Origin of the sequence: Psychrobacter sp. P2G3, from assembly GCF_001593285.1 — a bacterium.
Classification (GTDB): Bacteria; Pseudomonadota; Gammaproteobacteria; order Pseudomonadales; family Moraxellaceae; genus Psychrobacter.
This window is the reverse complement of the sequence record NZ_CP012529.1, coordinates 2,641,629-2,659,474: the sequence shown is the minus strand read 5'-3', so window position 1 is coordinate 2,659,474 and position 17,846 is coordinate 2,641,629. Positions and strand designations below refer to the sequence as shown.

Genomic DNA, 17,846 nt, shown 5'->3' with positions numbered 1-17,846 from the left:
AATGCCTAAAGTGAGTTTTCGTGTAATATAATGTAAATATTATGTCTAAAAAGTAAACATATGTAAATATTATCACAGTACTTAATCACTAACCACCTTTTTAGAAGTTGTATGAAAACGTGTACCAATTCATATTCGTCTTGTTTTGTACTGTTAAAGATGAATTAAAGACTTTGAAAGAAGACATTGGTAGTGCTCCGCTTTATATATCTTTAAATCGTTTAAATAAAGGAGAGTCACTAAAAAAACTAGCTCGCATATTAGTGACGTGGATACAATCAAATAGTAAGTTTAGTCTAATAAACCTAAAACCCAACCCAACAAAAAAGGCCACTCCCTAAAGAGCAGCCTTTCAATCACTTTCCAAATAAATATTATCTAGTTAACTTACTTCTTTCATCGCCTGCTTAAGCATCGGCTTCAAAAACTCACCAGTATATGAGCCTTTCACTTCCGCTACTTCCTCAGGCGTACCTTCCGCGATAATCAGTCCGCCGCCTTTACCGCCTTCAGGGCCCAAATCAATCACCCAATCCGCGGTTTTGATGACGTCCAAGTTATGCTCGATGACCACGATGGTATTACCTTTATCACGTAGGGCATGCAAGATATTGAGCAGCTTATCAATATCATGGAAATGCAGACCAGTGGTTGGCTCATCCAAGATATAGAGCGTCTGTCCGGTATCACGTTTGGCCAATTCACGGGCTAACTTAACACGCTGCGCTTCACCACCTGACAATGTTGGCGCAGATTGACCCAAGCGAATGTAGCTCAAACCAACATCCATCAACGCTTGCAGGCGACGATAAATCGCTGGAATGGCAGAGAAGAACTCAGTCGCATCCTCAACGGTCATATCGAGCACGTCAGCGATATTTTTGCCTTTATAGTGAATCTCTAAAGTCTCGCGGTTATAGCGTTTGCCTTCACAGGTATCACACGGCACATACATATCAGGTAAGAAATGCATCTCAACTTTGATGAGACCATCACCTTGACACATCTCACAGCGTCCGCCTTTCACGTTGAAGCTAAAGCGACCCGCTTTGTAACCACGGGCCCGCGCTTCTTGCGTTTGTGCAAACATCTCACGTACTGGCGTAAAGACACCGGTATACGTCGCTGGATTTGAACGCGGTGTACGACCAATCGGACTTTGATCGATATCGACCATTTTATCCAAATGCTCAAGACCATTGATGCTGTCATGCTTATCCGCGATGAGCGTTGAGGCATTATTCAACTGCGTTGCTGCCAGTGGCATTAAGGTACGGTTAATCAAAGTTGATTTACCAGAACCTGAGACGCCAGTGATACAAGTCATGATACCTATTGGCAAGGTCAAATCAACATCGTGTAAGTTGTTACCTGATGCACCTTTTAGCTCAATGGTCATCGGTACTTTTTTCGGTTTGGCTTTCCCTTTTTCCTCAATCTCTATCGTTTTAGCCTTGTGACGTATGCTTGGAATCTCGATTTTTTTCTTACCAGACATATATTGTCCAGTTAGTGATTCTTCGTTCGCCATGATGTCATCGACCGTACCCTGAGCGATGATATGACCGCCATGTACGCCCGCGCCGACACCGATATCGATGACGTGATCCGCTTGGCGAATGGCATCTTCATCATGCTCAACGACTAGCACGGTATTACCCAAATCACGCAAGCGCGTTAGGGTTTTTAGCAAGCGATCATTATCGCGCTGATGTAGACCGATAGATGGCTCATCAAGTACATACATCACACCCATGAGACCTGCACCAATTTGGCTGGCAAGTCGAATACGCTGAGCTTCACCACCCGATAGCGTTTCAGCAGAGCGGGCAAGGGATAGATAATCAAGTCCGACACTGACGAGGAAGTTTAGACGCTCATTAATCTCTTTAAAGATTTTTTCCGCAACTTCACCTTTATGACCGCCAATTTTTAGCGTTTTATAATAGTCAGCAGCGTCACCAATAGACAGCTTGACGATTTCAGCGATGGTATGCTCGTTGACGCGGACATTGCGTGATATCTCATTCAGACGCGCGCCATCACAGACGTTACACGTGGTATCCGCCAAGTATTTCGCCAGCTCATCACGCACAAGGTTACTTTGCGTTTTGGCATAACGACGCTCTAGATAAGGAAGCACACCTTCAAATGGTACCGTCTTATTGGTTTTACGGCCGCGCTCATCGGTAAAGTTAAAAGTTAGCTTTTCTTTACCAGAGCCATGCATGATGAGATCTTGCTGTGCGTTTGGCAGCTCTTGCCACGGCGCATCCATATCAATTTTAAAGTGCTTGCAGACAGTAGAGAGCAGGCCAAAGTAATAAGCGTGACGCTTATCCCAACCATTAATCGCGCCTTGATTGAGCGATTTTTCATGGTGAGTAATTAGCTTTTCGGCAGAGAAATACTGACGTTTACCGAGACCATCACAACTTGGGCAAGCACCATACGGATTGTTAAAACTGAACATACGCGGCTCAAGCTCAGACACTGCGCGATCACAAACCGGGCAAGAATGCTTAGCTGACATGACCTGATTAGCATCGCCACCTTCTTTTGGATTGCCATCCATAAAGTGCAGCGTCACCAACCCTTGTCCTAAACGTAGGGCAGTCTCCAAACTTTCAGCGACGCGGTTGCCTAAGTCATCACGAACTTTAAATCGGTCAACCACGACCTCAATCGTATGCTTTTTCTTTTTATCGAGAGTTGGTAGCTCATCAGTATCGTAGACATCGCCGTCGACACGTACGCGTACGAATCCTTGACCAATTAATTGCTCAAGCAGAACTGTATGCTCACCTTTGCGCTCACGAACCACTGGCGCAAGTATCATTAGTTTTGTGTCATCTGGGAGCGCCATGACTTGATCGACCATTTCGGTGACCGACTGCGCGACCATTGGCTCGCCATGTTCTGGACAATAAGGCGTACCGATACGCGCATAGAGCAGACGCAAATAGTCATAGATTTCGGTAATCGTACCGACCGTTGAGCGCGGGTTATGGTTGGTTGATTTCTGCTCGATAGCAATCGCAGGGGAGAGACCTTCAATACTATCGACCTCTGGCTTCTCCATTTGCGAGAGAAACTGACGCGCATAAGCCGATAGACTCTCGACATAGCGACGTTGCCCTTCAGCATAAAGCGTATCAAAGGCCAGCGATGATTTACCAGAACCAGATAGGCCAGTAATCACCACAAATTTATCTCGTGGAATGTCTAAGTCGATGTTTTTTAGATTATGAGTGCGTGCGCCGCGAATCTTAATATGCTCGTGTGCCATCGGTTCTGGGTTTCCTATTTGCTAAAAGCGTTATTAAAAAAACTATGTACGTATGGTTATAAAATACAAAAATGTAGATAAGGTTTAATTAAAAGATTTAGTCATGCTACTTGAAAATAGACTACGCTTTATTTGATTATTAAAAATAAAAGGTCTTTATAACCATCATTAAAGATTTATAGGTACTTATTATTTATTGGGGTATGCGATGATTCTAACTATAAAGCGATTCGTTATTTAAATATTGACAAAAGTTTAAATTTTAATTGAATTGGGTTTATTGCTGTAATGTATGTGAATACTAAGTTATCAACGTTAATTTCATTCTCAAAGTTATCAACGTTAATTTCATTCTCAAAGTTATCATAGAGTAATAAATTAAGGACTTAATGTCACAAAAGGATATAAATAAGCCAATTTCATATTCTTAGACACTATTTATTATGCTTTATCTCTTAAGCTCTATCTTTTAGACTCTATGAGTATTTATAAACTGGGAATATCTACAAACTACGAATAGTTAAGTACTATGAATAATTGCTCGTAATATCATTGTTCGCGTTCATAAGGCTATCCTGTTTATATACTGCTCTATCATAACTTTTACAACGTCTTACTTTATTGTCATGACTACAGGATTATTCAAGGCATCAGTAGGTATTAGATGCACTTAGTAACAAAATTATTGAGTAAAATGAATGAATTGGGATGGCGTGGAATAGTAAGTCTAGGCAGGAAGACAAAAGTCTCGGCAACTAAGTAGCGAATGTTTTATACTGTGGGGCTTGATTTATGGGTTGAGCGAATAGACGAGCATTTTGCCAAATTATTATTAAATTTGGTACATGTCGCTCTTAGAGCAGGTAGCTCTAGATGCTACTTGTCAGTCTTACTAGCCGATAGTTGCCAGAGGCAGTCGATAGACCCATAAGTGTAGCGCAGCTGTGCATTGTCATAATGTATAGATGTCAGTCGTGATGTGATAAACCAGTGAGGCAAGTATGAATAGCGTAGAAAAACGGGCAATTCTGGGGGTCGGTGGTATATTTGCCTTGCGGATGATTGGCCTGTTTATGATTGTGCCTGTGTTTTCTGTGTATGGTGACAATTATGCGCATGCCACGCCATTTTTGATCGGTTTAGCGGTCGGTATTTATGGGCTAGGGCAGGCTATTTTTCAGATACCAATGAGCCTTGCCGCGGATAAGTTTCCCCGTAAACCTATCATATTTTTGGGTTTAATATTATTTGCCCTTGGCGGTATCATCGCGGCAAATGCGACTGATATTTATGAGGTCATTATCGGTCGAGCGCTGGCAGGTAGTGGTGCGGTCTCTGCGGTATTGATGGCATTACTCGCTGATGTGACGCGTGAAGAGATGCGCACCAAAGCGATGGCAACCATGGGCTTGACCATTGCTACCTCTATCATGCTCGCTTTTGCTTTTGGTCCTTTATTAGTCGGTTCACTTGGTATCTCTGGTCTGTTTTGGTTAACCGCAGGCTTTGCTGTTTTAGCGATGATGCTACTTTTCGTCGTGCCCACACCGCTACGAGTCCTTAAGCATAATTTGGACAATAAATCGATTGGCCAGCAATTGGCTAGCGTGATAAAAATAGGCGATTTAAACCGCTTGCATATCGGCATATTTGCGCTACATCTCACCATGACGGCGATATTTGTTATTTTGCCGCATCAGCTAAGTGACGTGATGGGCTTGTCTGTACGCCAGCAGGGCTTGGTTTATTTGCCATTGTTATTTATTGGCTTTGCCGTCGCGATTCCGTTTATCATCATTGCCGAAAAGAAACGCAAAATGCGCCAAGTGTTTTTAGGAGCATTGGCGCTAATGACTGCCTCATTAGCGTTGCTCGCCTTTGGTAGTCATCTTGGTGTGGGTATTATTTTAGGTCTATTATTATACTTTATGGGCTTTAATTTACTTGAAGCCACCATTCCATCATGGATCTCGAAGCGGGCGCCAGTAGCGAATAAAGCGACGGCAATGGGACTTAACTCATCTAGCCAGTTCTTTGGGGCCTTTGTTGGCGGTGCGATGGGTGGCTTACTATTGACGCAGCCAAATCTGCTGGCCTGGGGCATATTAGCCGCTATCATGGGTGCAGCGTTACTCTTCATTATCCCGATTGCCCAGCCGCCTTATCTATCAAGTACGACAGTCACTATTCCTAAAAATATCAACATTCAAGATTGGTCACGGCAGATGCTAGCAGTAGATGGCGTCGATGAGCTGGTGGTAATGGCAAAAGAACAAGTGGCGTACCTTAAGTTAGACAAAACCCAGCTGACCGATACTTCACGACAGGAGCTGTCGCATCTTGCTCAAAGCCCCCTAGATATTTAAACAAAAATTGGTTAAAGTAAAAACAAATTACTGATAGTATTAATTGGTTCCATTAAATGACAGTTAAAACTATTCATTAAATTATTCATAAGTAAAAGGACGGTACCATGCGCGGAGTTAATAAAGTTATCATTATCGGTAACCTTGGAGCAGACCCTGAGGCACGTCAATTTAATAATGGCGGTAGCGTGACCAATATCTCGGTTGCGACGTCAGAGCAATGGACAGATAAGCAAAGTGGTGAAAAAAGAGAAGCGACCGAATGGCATCGTATTGCATTATTTAATCGCTTAGGAGAGATTGCCGCGCAGTATCTTCGTAAAGGCAGTAAGGTTTATATTGAAGGTAGTCTGCGTACCCGTAAATACCAAGATCAAAGCGGACAAGATCGTTACATCACTGAGATTCGTGCTGAGCAAATGCAAATGCTCGATGGCACGAGCAGTGGTGGTCAAGATAGCAATAACTTTGGTGGTCAAGGCTCAAATCAAAATCAAGGCGGCAGTTACGGTAATCAAGGCGGTCAAAGTAATCAAAACAACTTTGGTCAGCAAGCAAACAATCAGCCAGCTCAGCAAGGTGGCTATAATCAAGCTGGCGGTGCGGCAGCTCAAGGCAGTAACCAGAATAGCTTCAATAACCAAAATGCACCGGCTCAACAAAATCAGTTTAATCAGCCTACTCAAACGCCAGCACAATCAAAACCTACGGCTATGCCAGATGGCCCGGTAGATGATGATATTCCTTTTTAACTTATACACCTTAGACTTTAATATAAAAAAGAGCCTTCAAATATAGGCTCTTTTTTATGGCTAATGTTTTTATAGCCTTAAATGCGTTAGGGAATTAAAAAGTAGTTGGTTTTTGCTGTTTATAAAATGAGTCATTTAGATGTTTAACCATATTTCTATAACAAACTTATGTCTATAAAAGATAATAGAATATGCGTAGTTATTGATAGATGATTATGAAAGCTAATATTATTTAATATGAATATAGACTTTTATTATTCAAAAACTTAAATGCTATTATTAATATTTAATTATTCATTAAGGATAAAAATTATGTTAATCTCGCACGGTTACTAAAGCTGTTTAATTAGGTGTCGCATATTATAGAATCGATTAAATGGATTCACATTAAATCTGGTTTAATTACTATATTCAAAGAGACATCAACAGCGGTAAAGCAGTATTGCTAGATATCTATCCAGCGCTTGAGAAGTTATAAAAGACCTATTGAGCTTATTTCTATTTTTGAAACCGAGGCTGTTATGAATAAAAATAATACCATTGATTTAGACAATTTAAACGTAGATGAGTTACGTGCCATTACTGAAAATGCACAACAACTTATCGCCAAAAAACAACACCAGCGTTTATATGATGCTTATATGCAGTTCGAAAAAATTGCAGAAGAAAGCAACAGTACCATCGAAGAGATTCTAAAGGCTGGTGAAAAATTAGAGAAAAAACGCAGTATCAAATATCGTAATACTGATAACAATCAAGAGACATGGACTGGCCGTGGCCGTAAGCCTACGTGGTTAGTTGATGCACTAGCAGCAGGTAGTGATCTTGAAGATTTTGCTGTATAAAAATCAAGTTAATATGGTAGCTTGTTTATATAATGACTATGGGCAAGATATATTTTGCTATAGCCAATCTATATTGCACTGACTTTATCAGCTCTTTGAAAGAGAGTTATATATTAAAGTGATAATGCAATTGTCTGATTAGATTTTAAGAGCCAGTATCTTTAAATAAAGATACTGGTTTTTTTGCTGTCATATATAGGTGATTGTTTGTTATGATAATATCATTTTTACCTTGCCAATAAGAGTACTCTAACTGTGCCCAAAGCATCTGCTTCGTCTCATAAGCGTCCTCGTAAGCTGTGGTGGCTGGTTGGATTCATTTTATTCACTCTATTTGCATTGTTACAGATGCCAGCAGCGTGGGTAATTGAAAAATACGCACCGGATTCACCTTATGTGCAGCATGTGTCAGGTAATTTATGGCAAGGCTCAGCCATTTGGCAATTGCCAGTAGCGACCATCCCGTTGACAGGTTCAGCCGATTGGTCTTGGCAGCCGTGGCAATTGTTCTTAGGTAAAATAGGCGCTGATATCGACATCAGTACCGGTCAGACGCGCCTTGATGGACAAATAAAAGTAGGGCGTAACGCTTGGCAGGTTGCTGATATGAGCGGCAAAATTGCGCCGGAAACGCTTGCTGGATTGGTCGATTGGCAGCTGCCCAATACCCCTATTCAAGTCAATGCGATTTCATTGCAACGCAAGTCAGGTTCAGATCCAAAGTCGATAGGCTTTACAAAAGCAGATGGTCAGCTGACATGGGTTGGCGGTGAAGTCGGTTATCCAAGTGGCGGTAAAGTGTTTTATATCACGATGCCAGCCATGCGCGCTGAACTCAGTACAGAACAAAAGAATGATACAAACCTGCTACATATGAATCTATTGGACAATCAAGATAAGCGTTTAGGCGACTTGTATCTTGATGGCGATAATATGCTAGATGTGAGTTTGACGCAGCGGTTATTAGAGAATATGCCAGAGTATGAGGGGCAAGCACCGAAAGATACAGCGGTGGTGAGTGTTCGCCAGCCGTTAATGACAGGCCTAGGGGTGCGTTAAATGATGAGTGTATCGGCACGCCTAAAACCAGTAATAGATAACCTGAATCGATTTTCGGCATGGCTGTTATTATTGGCCCTTGGTTGGTTAGCTTGGACAGCAGCACGTCTACTATGGCTGATATTAGCGCCGCCTACTGCACCTGCCTTGCAGATACAGTCATTGCAGAATAATGCAGCATCCAATGCTGATAATAGCAGTTTGTTTGCTATTTTCGCTGATCCTGAACCCGTTGCAGCTGCCGTACAGCCACCGCCTAATGTGGCTCTAAAAGGGGTGCTGTTAGCGATACCAGAGAGTTTATCTTCGGCATTATTAGATGTAAATGGTGAAGTAAAAAATTACCGTATTGGTGAAAGCTTACAAGATAGTGGCTATACCCTTATTGCAGTCGATTGGAATGCTGTCATTATTACTGACGCTGCTAGCAAGCAAATTGTCATTAGCATGGCGGACTCAATGCCACTTGATCAGAGTGATATGGCTGCTGGGAACGTGAGTAATCAGCGCTTGCCAGATAATAATAGCTCAACTAATAACACGTTACCATCAACGCAACCGATGCCGATACCTAACTCTACACCTAGTGATGACGTTGCTGATTCTGTTAATGGATCTGCTGCCGATAGCAATGATACAGGTAACTCAAACTCTGCTATTGATGAAGCCGTTACAGCATTACAAGACAGTCCAGCCAGCTATTTGAGTCGTATGGGGGTAATGGCTGCAGGAGAAGGTTATCAAGTCACCGCTGCGATGCCAGCCGGCGTACGTAATCGGTTGGGACTAGAGCCGGGTGATCGAGTGCTTAAGGTGAATGGTCAAAGTATCGGCAGTGATCCTACGCAAGATGCTGGCTTATTAAAACAAGTTCAGCAGTCAGGTGAAGCTCAGATTGAAGTAAAACGCGGGGACCAAGTGATTACGATTCGTCAGCAGTTTTAGACTCTATTATTGTGTTTAAATGAAAGCTGTTTGAACAAGTCACCACTATTTCAACCAAATGACAATATTGTTAGCGCTATCTTAGCAACGTTTCAGTTTAGACTGAGTGATATCACAATGGGTAATTATGACCATGATAAGTTTTCATAAATTTTCAGTAACACCTTTACGCCATTCATTGCAGCGTTTGCTGTATATATGTCGGCCATTGTGTTTAGCACTGCCGCTATGGGCAGCAACGTTTGGGTTTGCCAGTGCCGAAAGCTGGAAGGTGAATCTGCAAGACGCGGATATCAAGGCTTTCATCAATGAAGTGGCAACGATTACCGACCAAAACTTTGTCCTTGATCCACGTATTAATGGCAATGTGACCGTTATCTCCAACAAAGCTTTATCTCGTGATGAGATTTATCAGCTGTTTTTGAGTGTGATGCAGGTCAATGGTATTGCAGCGATTGATTCAGGAACGACGATTAAACTAGTCCCTGACAATGTCGCTAAGCAGTCCGGTGTTGCCGTCGATTTGCGCGGTGATAGTGTCGGTGAAGCGCTAGCAACTCGCGTTATTTATTTGACCAATACGCAAGCAGCGGAGGTATTGGGCGTTATTCGTCCACTAATGCCACAATCTGCACATGCTGCTGCTGTGCCTGGAGTAAACGCACTGGTACTGTCTGATCGTGCTGATAGTTTGAACCAATTAACCACGCTTATTCGTGATTTAGATAATAATGTTAATGATAGTTTACAGGTCATACCGCTGCGTCATGTAGATGCCGAGCGTATGATGGACCTCATTAGCGCGCTGGTTTTAAGTACAGGTGCAGGGCAGGCGCAAGGAGGTAATCAGCTTAAAGTTATTGCTGATACTTCCAGTGATAGGCTACTGGTTAAAGGTAGTCCTGAGATGATTGCTAAAGTGCAAGAAATGGTCAATCAGCTTGATACTACGCCCTCGCGTCGGCTAAGCGGTTTACGAGTCTTTCGCTTAAAGTATGCGAGCGCCGGACATATCGCAGAGATGCTACGCGGCTTACTTGCCAATCAGTCTATTAATAGTGCTGGTGCAACTTCAACTTTGGAATCAGCCTCACTCAACGATGCTAGTAGCACAGGCACGAGTGGTGCGTTAAATAGTAATACTGGTGATACGTCAAATGGTAACAGTTTAACGGGTGGTAATAACTCATCGGCAGCATCTGCGACTAGCTCAGGTGGATCAGGTACAAGCACTGGCGGCCGCCCGTTCAGCATTATCGCTGATGAGACTCAAAACTCAATTATCGTTAATGCTGCACCAGAGCTGATGTTTGAGATTGAAGCTGCTGTCAATCAGCTGGATAACCGCCGTGCACAAGTCCTCATTCAAGCTGCTATCGTTGAAGTCTCAGGCGATGATGCGACCCAGCTTGGGGTGCAGTGGGCACTGGGCAATGCCAACAGCGGCTATGGGGTAGTTAACTTCAATAATGCTGGAGTCAGTGCAGCATCACTTGCCGGTGCAGTGCTGTCCGGCGGCGCATCAGGTATCAGCTCTGCAGCTGGCTCTATCGCTGGGGCGTTACTTGGCATTGGTGATAGTAGTACAGACCGCAATGGAAATACGCAATTTTATGGGGCTATTTTGCAAGCACTCGACTCTTCTACTAGTGCTAACTTATTATCCATGCCATCAATTTTGACGTTAGACAACGAAAAAGCCAGCATTTTAGTCGGTCAAAACGTACCTTTTGTGACTGGCTCTTATACCACTAGTGGTAGCTCTTCTGACAACCCATTTCAGACTATTGAGCGCCAAGATATCGGTATTAATCTTAATGTCATTCCCCACATTGGTGATAACGGCACGGTACGTTTAGAAGTTTCGCAAGAGGTGTCTTCAGTGGTACCAAGTAGCGTCGGCAATGCCAGCGGGTTAACTACTAATAAAAGCCTTATTAATACTACTATTTTAGCAGACGACCAACAGACTATTGCGCTTGGCGGTTTGATGCGTGATAACACGACGACCAGTCAACAAAGAGTCCCTGGTCTAGGTAACATACCTATTATTGGTCGACTGTTCCGATCTGATAGTGACAATACCCAAAAGAGTAACTTAATTATATTCTTACAACCAACTATCCTACGCGATGGTGGCGCAGTCGCTAGTGTCACGGAGCGTAAATTTAATCAGATGCGTGTATTGCAATTGGTTATAGATAAGAACGGTACGATTAAGCAGCTGCCATTGAGTGGCACTGAAGGATGGGATGGTAAGGTTGATGCCGACTATGAGTTGATGCCACTGAACCCGCTTGTACCTAAGCGAGATCAAAAGCCAAAACCTGCAACGCAAGGGTTTACAAAGGTCGATAGTCCAAGTACAGGAATTACTACTTATCCGCTAAAGCGCTAAGTGGTAGACTTCCGAATTTGTCATTAAACTTTGCTTTTAACGTACGCGAGACAATAGTAAAAACAGCGACAGTAATTGGGAGTTAAGTGGATGAATAAAAAAAAGTGGCTGACATTGGGTATTGTCGGAACGGCCTTACTATTGCTACCAAGACGTAGCAGCTGGCAAGCAACTCTCAATGCTAATGAGGAATCTAGAGCAGACGACTCAAAAACTAAAAAGCACCAATCTAAAGGTTCTAAAGCTAAAGACTCTCAAGATAACGAATTCGGTAAGAAAAAGTAAACCGTTAAGAAACCGCTTTTATGTTATCAAAATGAGGACACGCCCTAATAGCTTTATATCAATGCATTAATGTGTTGATACAAAGCTATTAATCACTTAAAAACCGAAAATTTTCTATCATCATAATCAACTAACTACTCATTCATAAATCATTCATTAACCGACTATAAAGAACTTATTATCAAGGCGGATTATGACTCGTACAGACCCAACTTCAATTTCAAACCACTTCCCATTACCTGCTGTCTATCCTCTTATCGATACCCATACTCATTTTGATGCGCCAGTCTTTGATAGCGATAGACAACCACAGACGCAGCAAGCTTATGTGCACGGTGTTCGTCATTTAATGTTGGTCGGTTATCTACATCAACATTTTCCTCGACTGTATGAGACTCAGCAGGCAATCGAACAAATGCCTTTGTTTGAGAGCATGGACAAAGCTAATTGTGCAAACTTATACCCTAAAGCGCATATTGCGCTTGGTCTACATCCTTTTTATATCGAACAGCATACTGATGCGCATCTCACTAGTATGGCGCAGATGATCCAAGAACAGCGCCCGCTGGCAATTGGTGAAATAGGATTGGATACCTACACCGATGCGATGAAACAGCCTGAAGCTTTTGCCAAGCAGAAACGCTTCTTTGAGGCGCAGCTAGATATAGCGGTAACGCACAAGCTACCTGTGATGCTGCATATCCGTAAAGCGCATGCCGAAGCGTTGGCCATCATCAAAGCACATGATTACAATGCGCATAAGCTAGGCGGTATTGCTCACAGCTTTAGCGGCGGTGAGCAAGAGGCGAAAGCGTTTGTTAAGTTGGGCTTTAAGCTTGGTGTTACTGGACAAATTACCAACCAAAACGCCAAAAAGCTGCGCCGCGCCATCAAAGCTGCCGTTGATAGCTACGGATTAGAATGTTTGGTCATTGAAACCGACTGTCCTGATATGACGCCGATCATGTGTCAGACATCAGATGACGATCAACTAACTAGCCAATCAGACAGTCGCTTAGCATCGGGACAAAGTCCAGATAATGAATGGCAAGGCGCTGACGGACACAACCGCAATATACCTGCCAATTTACCATGGGTGCTGACGAGTCTTAGTGAATTGCTCAACGTAGAGCCAGCAGAGCTTGCCCATCAATTGTGGCAAAATAGTTGCGATGCCTTGCAAACTTCTTGGTCTTATCCCACATAGTATGCAATTAAGCATAAGTCAAAATTAAGCATAAAACACTATTAACTATGATGTCACCAATCACAAGAGCTTCTAATTCGTTATGAATCAACCACCGCAACCCAAGCAAACCGATGTACAACTGGACACTACTGATGGGGCTTCAGAACATGGCACATTAAATGCAGCAACTAATACAGTAAGTAACGTAGCATCTGTAGACCAGCAATACGAGCGGCGCTTTCAAGGGACGCAGACATTATATGGTACAGCTGCATTCGATATCTTTGCTGCTGCACATGTTTACATTATTGGCGTTGGTGGCGTTGGCTCTTGGGCTGCTGAAGCGTTAGCGCGTACCGCAGTAGGCAACATTACTTTAATCGACTTAGATGTATTGGTAGCCTCCAATGTCAATCGGCAGCTGCCTGCGCTCGATAGTACTTTTGGTCAAAGTAAAATAGCAGCGATGGGTGCGCGGTTGCATGAAATTAACCCAAAACTCACTTTGCATTTGGTAGATGATTTTTTAACTGTTGATAATGTCGTCGAATTATTACCCAGTCGCCATGAAGCAAAAACTGCCGCTGCCGAGCATAGACCTATTGTCATTTTAGACTGTGTCGATGATATGAGTGCCAAGCTCGCTATTGCACTACACTGCCGTTTTAACAAACTAAAACTCGTTTGTGCAGGTGGAGCAGGGGGTAAGATAGACCCATCTCAAATTACAGTCAGTGACTTAAAAGACAGTTATCAAGATCCATTGTTAGCACGTCTACGTAACAAACTGCGTCATGAGAAAGGTATTAATAGTGCCTTAAAAGATAAATTCGGTATCAGATGTGTGTACTCAACTGAACCGCCGCGTGTAGACAAAAGCTGTCAGGCAGGCGGATTACAATGCGGAGGCTATGGCTCTGCAGTCGCTGTAACGTCTGTGGTGGCAATGATTATGGTCAGTGAAGCGTTACAGATGTTGACCAAGCAAGTTAACGCTTAACCCATTACTTCCTACTAATTTGGAGACAGCTTTGTCGATTCATACCTATCCGCTAGCATTAGATGAGCATTTACGTGTTGCTAAGCTGCATGAATACGACGTGCTTAATACTTGTAATGAGCCCGCATTTTCGCGCTTAACTGAGCTTGTGAAACTATTTTTTGATGTGCCTATGGTTGCCATCACTTTTATGGACGAGCATGTACAGTATCTAAAATCCCCACATGGATTTGGTAGCTTGCGCACAACTAAGCGTGGAGTGTCAATCTGTAATTATACCGTGTTATCTGATAATGTTTTTATCGTGCCAGATTTGTTGCTTGATAAGCGTTTCGCTGGTAATCCATTAGTGACAGAAGATCCTAAGCTACGTTTTTACGCGGGTGCACCGATCATTCTAAAAGAAGATAATAAGACTTATCATTTGGGCTCACTTTGTTTATTCGATATCAAACCCAATCATGAGTTTAATGACGACAAGGCGAGACTGCTAATGCAGTTCGCTGATATGGCAGCAGACGCGTTACAACTACAAAAAAACCAACATCGTGCCAAACATGCCAATAAAATGAAGTCTGAATTTTTGGCCAATATGAGCCATGAGATACGGACACCTATGAATGGTATTATTGGTATGGTCGAGATGCTCGATGATACTGACCTAGATGCCGAGCAAAAAGATTATGTAGATAATATAAAGGTATCAACTGAGCATTTACTTGCGATTATCAATGGAATTTTAGACTTATCGAAAGTTGAGTCGGGTAAGATGACTATTGATGCTGTACCCATGGATTTATCGGTACTATGTGATGAGATTATGAGTTTGTTTGCAGTTAGAGCTCGTCAGCGCGGATTAACACTTGATTATAATTATAATGAGGAGTTATCGCCTTACATACAGGGCGATCCGGTACGCCTTAAACAGATTTTGGCAAACCTTGTTAATAATGCGATTAAGTTCACTCGTGAAGGTGGGCGTGTCAGTATTAATGTCACCCATGCGCCGCATTGTAGTGAGGGTGGATGCAGCAGTCTAGGTTTAAAAACTGATAAGATAATCTGCCATGACATGACTGTCTGTATTGATGTTACAGATACAGGTGTCGGTATCAAGCCCGAATCATTGGATGCCATATTTGATGCTTATAACCAAGCAGACAAGTCTACCCATCGCTTATATGGTGGTACGGGTCTTGGCTTGTCTGTATGCAAATCTTTAGTTAATTTGATGGGGGGTCATATTTGGGCAAACAGTGTAGTGGGAGAAGGCACTACATTTAAAGTATTGTTGCCACTAGCAACTATAGATCAAACAGAATATGATGATTGGCAGCTCTCGGATACTATAGATGTTGAGCCTGACTCACAGTATTCGGGACATATATTACTAGTTGAAGATGATAACGTTAATGCAATGATTGCTAAAAAAGCCCTATGTGATAGCGGACACAAGGTAACGCATGTCACTGATGGTCAAAAAGCTATCGATAAGTTCTCAGCACATCCGCAGCGTTTTGACGTGATACTAATGGATCATCACATGCCGATTATGGATGGGATGCAAGCAACGATTAAGCTGCACGAGATTTATGATCCAAAGTCGTTACCACCTATTATTGCACTGACTGCAAACGCAATGGATGGTGAACGCGAAAAGTATCTGAAAGTTGGTATGCAAGACTACTGCACCAAACCTTTCAAAAAAGAGCAACTTAATGCGCTGGTACAATACTGGCTCATGCATCAACAAGCCACAAAAAAACAAGCCAATGACGGTAGGCTTAAAGCATTATCTTGACCTTCAGTTATTACAAATAGTTATTACAAAGACCAAAAAAAGCTCAACCATCGTTACGATAGTTGAGCTTTTTTATGGGTCTAACTTTGTTAACCAACACGAGTCTGATAGTCGCTCGTGCGCGTATCGACACGGACTATTTCGCCTTGTTGTACAAATAGTGGTACACGCACAACTGCGCCAGTTTCTAGAGTGGCAGGCTTACCACCACCACCAGATGTGTCACCGCGTACTCCAGGATCTGTTTCAGTAATCTGTAATTCGACGAAATTTGGCGGAGTAATAGTTAATGGCACGCCATTGAATAAAGTAATCACACATAGTGCGTTACTATTTTCTTTTAACCATTGTGCTGCATTACCTATCGCTGTTTTGTCCGCTTGTAACTGCTCAAAGCTTTCAGGATGCATAAAGTGCCAAAATTCACCGTCGTTATACAGATAGTTCATTTCAGTATCTATCACGTCAGCAGCTTCTAAGCTGTCACCTGATTTAAAGGTTTGCTCAAGCATTCTGCCACTGCGCAGATTACGCATTTTGACACGGTTGAAGGCTTGACCTTTACCTGGCTTAACAAACTCATTTTCGACAATGGCATAAGGATTGCCATCAAGCATGACTTTTAAACCGGCTTTAAATTCGTTGGTAGAAAAACTTGCCACAAGAGACTCCTAAAGGTTGCGGTAATTATATTGATAGATTGCTACTAAGTTAATGATTAATTATCGGTGCGCCACCAAACCTGACATGATGATATCTGTGCTTAAATACCTATCATAACTGGCCGAAGTCTGTTAAAGGCAAAGGTAGATAGGCATAAACCATTATGTTTGATAGGCATGCTTTGATAGCGCGCTGACTTACAGCGTATAATGTCGGTTTTTAGGCACACGCATTAGGTTGTCATGATAAACCATTTAATCACACAAAAAAACTGGCAAACACAATTATCCGAAGCGATTACTTCAGTGGATGAGTTGCTTACCGTACTCAATCTTGAGACGCTAAAAGCCCAGATTTATATACCAGCGCACTTTCATCTGCGTGTCCCGCGTGCCTTTGTTGCTAAGATGACTGCTGGCGATGCCAATGATCCGTTATTAAAACAGGTCTTGCCAGATAAGCAAGAACAAATTACGGTGACGGGTTACGTCGCTGATCCGTTGGCTGAAAACGATCAAAACCCAATCAAAGGGTTGCTGCATAAGTACCAGTCAAGGGTGCTATTAACAGTCACAGGCGCTTGCGCAATTCATTGTCGTTATTGCTTTCGTCAGCATTTCGATTATAACGCTAATATGCCAACCTCGGCTGAACATTTGGCCATCACATCATATATTACCGAGCATCCCGAAGTGAATGAGGTAATCTTGAGTGGCGGCGATCCACTCAGTGTCTCTAATCGGCGGCTGTTTGCATGGCTTGATACTTTAGAGGCGATACCGCAACTGACGACTATTCGTTTGCATACGCGCTTACCATTGGTGATTCCTGAGCGCTTGGACAATGCGTTGTTAGATCGTCTTAGCCAAAGTCGTTGCAACATTGTCATGGTCATTCACTGCAACCATGCTAATGAGATTGATACCAATACCGCTGAGTATTTGCAGCGAGCGCGGGTTGCTGGAGTCGTGCTAATAAATCAAGCAGTCTTACTAAAGGGTATTAATGATAGCGTAATGACTCAAACAGCGCTCAGTCAGCGTTTATTCGACGCGGGCGTTTTGCCTTATTATTTGCATGTGTTAGATAAAGTGGCGGGAGCTGCGCATTTTGATAACGATGAGCGGTGGGCTATTAGCTTATATTGGTTATTATTAGCGGCACTTCCTGGGTATCTGGTACCCAAACTGGTACAAGAATTGCCGAATAGACCATTTAAAGTACCGATTGATATTTACAAAGGCAGTTAAGGTA

At 42.7% G+C, this 17,846-nt stretch carries 13 protein-coding genes; 11 read left to right on the top strand and 2 right to left on the bottom strand.

The features are described 5' to 3' along the window. Window positions 1-382 precede the first annotated feature (382 nt). Complete coding sequence (gene uvrA, locus AK823_RS10805; protein ID WP_068037429.1) at window positions 383-3,289, bottom strand: excinuclease ABC subunit UvrA; 2,907 nt, start codon at window positions 3,287-3,289, stop codon at window positions 383-385. Between the two features lie 1,001 nt (window positions 3,290-4,290). Here uvrA and AK823_RS10800 point away from each other — a divergent pair. The 10 genes from AK823_RS10800 to AK823_RS10755 all read left to right on the top strand — a co-directional run bounded on the left by AK823_RS10800 (window position 4,291) and on the right by AK823_RS10755 (window position 15,929). Further along, window positions 4,291-5,655 carry an MFS transporter gene (locus AK823_RS10800; protein ID WP_068037410.1) on the top strand — a complete coding sequence of 455 codons (1,365 nt, stop codon included), beginning with the start codon at window positions 4,291-4,293 and terminating at the stop codon, window positions 5,653-5,655. 107 nt (window positions 5,656-5,762) lie between these two features. Further along, window positions 5,763-6,407 (top strand): single-stranded DNA-binding protein, encoded by a 645-nt coding sequence (ssb, locus tag AK823_RS10795; protein WP_068037407.1) that lies wholly within the window; start codon window positions 5,763-5,765, stop codon window positions 6,405-6,407. 521 nt (window positions 6,408-6,928) lie between these two features. Then, complete coding sequence (locus AK823_RS10790; protein WP_068037404.1) at window positions 6,929-7,252, top strand: H-NS histone family protein; 324 nt, start codon at window positions 6,929-6,931, stop codon at window positions 7,250-7,252. A gap of 255 nt (window positions 7,253-7,507) precedes the next feature. Next, complete coding sequence (gene gspN / locus AK823_RS10785) at window positions 7,508-8,311, top strand: type II secretion system protein N (protein WP_068037403.1); 804 nt, start codon at window positions 7,508-7,510, stop codon at window positions 8,309-8,311. Further along, window positions 8,312-9,256: a type II secretion system protein N gene (locus AK823_RS10780; RefSeq protein WP_068329148.1), complete on the top strand. Its 945-nt coding sequence runs from the start codon at window positions 8,312-8,314 to the stop codon at window positions 9,254-9,256. A gap of 127 nt (window positions 9,257-9,383) precedes the next feature. Further along, window positions 9,384-11,654 carry a type II secretion system secretin GspD gene (gene gspD, locus AK823_RS10775; RefSeq protein WP_227514063.1) on the top strand — a complete coding sequence of 757 codons (2,271 nt, stop codon included), beginning with the start codon at window positions 9,384-9,386 and terminating at the stop codon, window positions 11,652-11,654. A gap of 90 nt (window positions 11,655-11,744) precedes the next feature. Further along, window positions 11,745-11,939, top strand: a complete 195-nt coding sequence (locus tag AK823_RS10770; protein WP_068037401.1) for a hypothetical protein — start codon at window positions 11,745-11,747, stop codon at window positions 11,937-11,939. A gap of 193 nt (window positions 11,940-12,132) precedes the next feature. After that, window positions 12,133-13,146 (top strand): TatD family hydrolase, encoded by a 1,014-nt coding sequence (locus AK823_RS10765; RefSeq protein WP_068329145.1) that lies wholly within the window; start codon window positions 12,133-12,135, stop codon window positions 13,144-13,146. A gap of 82 nt (window positions 13,147-13,228) precedes the next feature. Next, window positions 13,229-14,128, top strand: coding sequence for a tRNA threonylcarbamoyladenosine dehydratase (locus tag AK823_RS10760; RefSeq protein ID WP_082785708.1), 900 nt, complete (start codon window positions 13,229-13,231; stop codon window positions 14,126-14,128). Window positions 14,129-14,159: 31 nt separating this feature from the next. Further along, a complete protein-coding gene (locus AK823_RS10755; protein ID WP_228138853.1) occupies window positions 14,160-15,929 on the top strand; it encodes a GAF domain-containing hybrid sensor histidine kinase/response regulator in 1,770 nt (589 codons plus the stop codon). Window positions 15,930-16,018: 89 nt separating this feature from the next. Here the strand turns inward: AK823_RS10755 and efp are convergent, their stop codons facing one another. Further along, on the bottom strand, window positions 16,019-16,591 hold the full coding sequence (gene efp, locus AK823_RS10750) for an elongation factor P (RefSeq protein WP_068037394.1): 573 nt from the start codon (window positions 16,589-16,591) through the stop codon (window positions 16,019-16,021). Window positions 16,592-16,834: 243 nt separating this feature from the next. Here efp and epmB point away from each other — a divergent pair, with 243 nt between their 5' ends. Beyond that, a complete protein-coding gene (gene epmB, locus AK823_RS10745) occupies window positions 16,835-17,842 on the top strand; it encodes an EF-P beta-lysylation protein EpmB (RefSeq protein ID WP_068329139.1) in 1,008 nt (335 codons plus the stop codon). Window positions 17,843-17,846 lie beyond the last annotated feature (4 nt).